Annotated in this window: 4 protein-coding genes; 3 read left to right on the forward strand and 1 reads right to left on the reverse strand. The window is 58.0% G+C overall.

All coding sequences use genetic code 11. The annotated features are described in order from the left end of the window. Positions 1-83 precede the first annotated feature (83 nt). Positions 84-1,034 (forward strand): GlxA family transcriptional regulator, encoded by a 951-nt coding sequence (locus RT613_RS22045; protein WP_313618521.1) that lies wholly within the window; start codon positions 84-86, stop codon positions 1,032-1,034. 33 nt (positions 1,035-1,067) lie between these two features. On the opposite strand, the gene RT613_RS22050 is transcribed toward RT613_RS22045, so the two are convergent. Next, positions 1,068-2,408, reverse strand: a complete 1,341-nt coding sequence (locus RT613_RS22050; protein ID WP_313618522.1) for an FAD-binding oxidoreductase — start codon at positions 2,406-2,408, stop codon at positions 1,068-1,070. A gap of 160 nt (positions 2,409-2,568) precedes the next feature. Here RT613_RS22050 and RT613_RS22055 point away from each other — a divergent pair, with 160 nt between their 5' ends. Together RT613_RS22055 and RT613_RS22060 are read left to right on the forward strand one after the other, a co-directional pair. Beyond that, positions 2,569-2,934, forward strand: coding sequence for a hypothetical protein (locus RT613_RS22055; protein WP_313618523.1), 366 nt, complete (start codon positions 2,569-2,571; stop codon positions 2,932-2,934). Between the two features lie 359 nt (positions 2,935-3,293). Then, positions 3,294-3,896 carry a hypothetical protein gene (locus RT613_RS22060; protein WP_313618524.1) on the forward strand — a complete coding sequence of 201 codons (603 nt, stop codon included), beginning with the start codon at positions 3,294-3,296 and terminating at the stop codon, positions 3,894-3,896. Positions 3,897-4,086: the final 190 nt, after the last annotated feature.

Consider the following 4,086-nt stretch of genomic DNA (forward strand, 5'->3'; position numbering starts at 1 on the left):
GACAAGGATGTTATGGACCAAATGGCTCATGTCTGATATGACTTATAAACTACGTTTTCAGGACATGAAGATCGGAGCGCCAAATGCCGCATGTTTCCATGGTGCTGACACCAGGTTTTCAGTTTCTGGCCCTTGGCGTTCAGGCAGCCTTTGAACTGGCAAATCTCTTGCAAGGGAAAGACTATTACACGCTTTCCATTTCCTCGGTGGAAGGTGGGCCAGTCACATCCTCAAGCGGCTTTGCCGTGCCAACGACACGGCTGGATGAGGTTGGGTCGGTGGACACGCTGTTGCTTCTGGCCGGCCTCATGCCACCCCCGCAGCAGGATGAGGTTACACTTGCCACCTTGCGTAGCATGGCAAGGCAAGCGCGGCGGGTTGCCGGTCTCTGCACCGGTTCCTTTCTTCTTGGGCAAATGGGCCTTCTGGAAGGGCGCCGTGCCACCACGCACTGGTCCTATGCACGCCAGATGCGTGAAACCTTTCCCAATGTGCGGGTGGAAGACGATCGTATCTTCATCAATGAAGGGCCAATCTGGACATCGGCGGGTCTGACAGCCGGTCTGGATCTTGCGGTTGCGCTGATCGAAAAGGATTTGGGGCGGGATGTCGCCAGTTCCATTGCTCGGCGGCTGGTCATGCATCACCGTCGCGCCGGTGGCCAGTCACAGCATTCCGAACTTTTGGAACTTGCCCCCAGCAGCGACCGCATCCAGAAGGCGCTGATCCACGCCAAAACCCACCTTTCCAATGCGCTGACGGTGGAGGAGCTGGCCGAGATTGCCGCTCTTTCGCCGCGCCAGTTCAGCCGTGCATTTCGGGCGGAAACCGGCCAGACGCCAGCCAAGGCGGTAGAGCAGATCCGCCTTGAAGCGGCACGCCTGATGATTGAGGAAACGCGCCATCCCATGGACCAGATTGCCCGCGAATGCGGCTTTGTGGATCTGCGCCGCATGCGTGAAGCCTTCATGCGCCAATATGGCCAGCCACCCCAGACATTGCGGCGTCTGGCGCGCAGTGTCGCCGATGCGTGACAGTGGTCGCCGCAGGCTGTCCAGACCAAAAAATCACAGCGCCGGGCCGGGCCGAATTGTGTTGCCGGGCGCAAAGCGCGACAGGCGGAAGCGGTGCAGATTATGCCCTGTGTCATTGCCCTGAATAAGGTCTGCCATCACCCGGCCTATGCCGGGGCCAATGCCAAAACCATGGCCGCTCATGCCCGTTGCCACAAACAAGCCGTTGATCGCGGCAACCCGGTCCACCACCGGCACCACATCAGGCATGGCATCAATCATGCCGGCCCATGCGGTTTTCAAGCGCACGGGTTTCAGCTCTGGAAACAGCCCGTTGAAACCGCGTTTGATGGCCTGCAATTCACGGCGGCCGGGGGCGGGGTTCAGCACCCGGATCCGCTCAAACGGGCTCACCTCATCGGCGGCCCAGTTGCGCGGCGTGGTCCAGCCGTCGGGGTAACCTGCTGGCGCCATCGGGGCATATCGTGTTCCAAACGGGTGCGCCTTCAGCGCCGGCATATATTTGCTGGCATGGCGCAAGGCATCCGGCCCAACATAAAGCAGGTTGCTGCCGCCCGGCGCCAGCGTGTAACCGCCATCCTGCCGGCGGCGAAAGGCAATGTCATCTTCGGCGGCCGCTCCGGCATGAAACTCCGGCATTGGTTCGGTGGCGGCAACCGTTGCCCGCACGCTCAGTTGCGGAATGGAAACGCCATGTCTGCGCAAAAACAGCGATGACCATGCACCACCGGCCACCAGCACATTGGATGTTTCGATTTTGCCCTGCTCGGTAAATACCGCCTGCACCGCACCAGCGGCGGTGTCCAAAGCGCGCACCGCGCAGTTCTCGATAATGCGAACACCTTTGCGCGCCGCCAGCCGCGCCAGCGCCGGCACCGCCAGCCATGGTTCGGCCCGCATGTCGGATGGCGTCACCATCGCACCGGCAAAATTGCGCGCCATGCCTGAAATCATCTGCCGCACGGCGGCACCGTCGATCAGCCGCGTGTCGAGATTATGGGCGCTAGCAATTTTCATGAAACCTTCAAAACCGGCCATGTCCTTTTGCGTGCGCGCCAGATAGGTCACGCCGGTCTGCCGCAAGCCAATGTCTTCGCCGCATTCCTGTGCCAGCTCCTGCCACAACCGGCAAGCTTCAATGACGATTGGCAGCTCGTCTGCATCACGCCCCTGTTTGCGGATCCAGCCCCAGTTGCGGGAGGATTGCTCGGCCGCAATGCGGCCCTTTTCCAGCAACGTCACCTCTATGTTGTTGCGGGCCAGGTAAAGCGCGGTCGAAACGCCAATCACCCCGCCACCAACAATCACCACCTCGGATTTCTGGGGGAGAGGGCCGGAATGCCGAACCGCATCGGCCTCGGAGAACGGGAACATCGCGCTTTTCCTGGATCAGATTTCTCTCCAATCCTTAGCGGTGTGTTTTGCGGTGTTCAAGGTGGGGTCACAAGTTGCCATACAGGGATCGGTCGGGCAGGGCATTCACATGAATTCGGCATGCCCCCGTATGTCGAACCCCCGTATGTCGAAACCATGCGTGTCGAATGGGGTAAGGTCGGTCGATGCCGAAGCGGGTAATGAGCAAGGCGGTCTTGCGCAACGCCTGCCGGTGTGGCTCGGAAGGCGTCATCTTCAGGCAGCGCTGGTCTTCTCATACCGGGGCGGGCAAGGAGGCATGGTGAGGTGCGGCGCAATGCCAAAATCGCCTGCTTCAAAAAAATACGCCGATGCGAAAATAATTTTGGAACAAAACTACATTCCTCGCATTTATGTGCCGGACGCTCTTTCCCCGCGTTTAATTGCACCAACTTGTTGCCCTCATTTTGAGGGCTTCTCTTTGAACGGTCACTGTTTAAATATGTATCATTTACGCAACATATATAATCAATCTGAACGCGAGTGAACTCCGCCTTAAATTGAGTATTAGTTTTTACCCCTAATTTCCGTTAGGGGACTATCTATATTGTGAGATATTTTGAGGGACAATATTTCAGCAGGTGTAAACCCCGGCCATTGATTTGGTCGGGGTTTGTTTTGCGGTAATCAATTCGACGCGGGCAAACAGCAATTCTGCCGGCGGATTGTCCTGCCTCCTGTTCCATCAGGTTCGAAAGGGCGCGCTGGCAAAGGCAAGTGTGCCGCTTTTCTCTGTCATGGCACTCCGCTCGCTCCATGCTTTCGACGCATGCCTGCCCGCACCCGCACAGCGTTTCTTCAACGATTTGGCTATTCTATGCTGTTGATCTCACCACGGAGGGGATCATGTCGATCACGACGCCGGAAATCGAAACGCATCTCGCGTCACTCTATGCTGCGCCCGACCGGCATTACCATGGCTGGCGCCACATCCTTCACATGCGCAGTCTGGCGGCGCTGCATGCCGAACTCATCACCCACCATGACGCCGTTCTGGCTATGATCGATTTCCATGACGCGATTTACGACAGCCGCCGCACGGACAATGAACAGCAAAGTGCAGATCTGGCGCGCACAATGCTTTGCGGGCACGTGTCGGATGACGTTCTCGACAAAATCTGCATCGGCATCATGGCAACGGCGCGCCACACAATCCCGGATGACCTGCCGGTGACATGGCAGCATGACATTGCCTTTCTGCTCGATGCCGATCTCGCCATATTGGGTGCGGATGAAGAGGCGTTTGATGATTTCGACAGCAATGTCCGCAAGGAATATGCCTGGGTGGATGACGCGGCCTGGCGCTCCGGCAGAAGCGCGGTCCTTCGCTCGTTCCTCGAAAGGCCACAGATCTACCTCACAAGGCCGTTCCAAAATCTCTATGAGGCGAGGGCACGTCAAAACCTCCAGCGCCTGCTGCAAAATCTGGCATTGAAATCAGGTGGATGAGGGACGGCGCACATGCAGAGCAGTGCGTTTAACGGCCCTCCAAGCGGCGCAAAACCTCAAAGCATTTTACCGCCTGCCATGCCCGCCTGTGCAACAATGCGCAACGTTTAGAAATCAAGCAGCCGACCATTGATCGTAACCGGTGTCCTGCCCCCACGTTGCCAGCAGTCGCCTGATCTGTGATCGAGGT

It is taken from the genome of Agrobacterium sp. (genome assembly GCF_032092815.1).
Lineage (GTDB): Bacteria > Pseudomonadota > Alphaproteobacteria > Rhizobiales > Rhizobiaceae > Agrobacterium.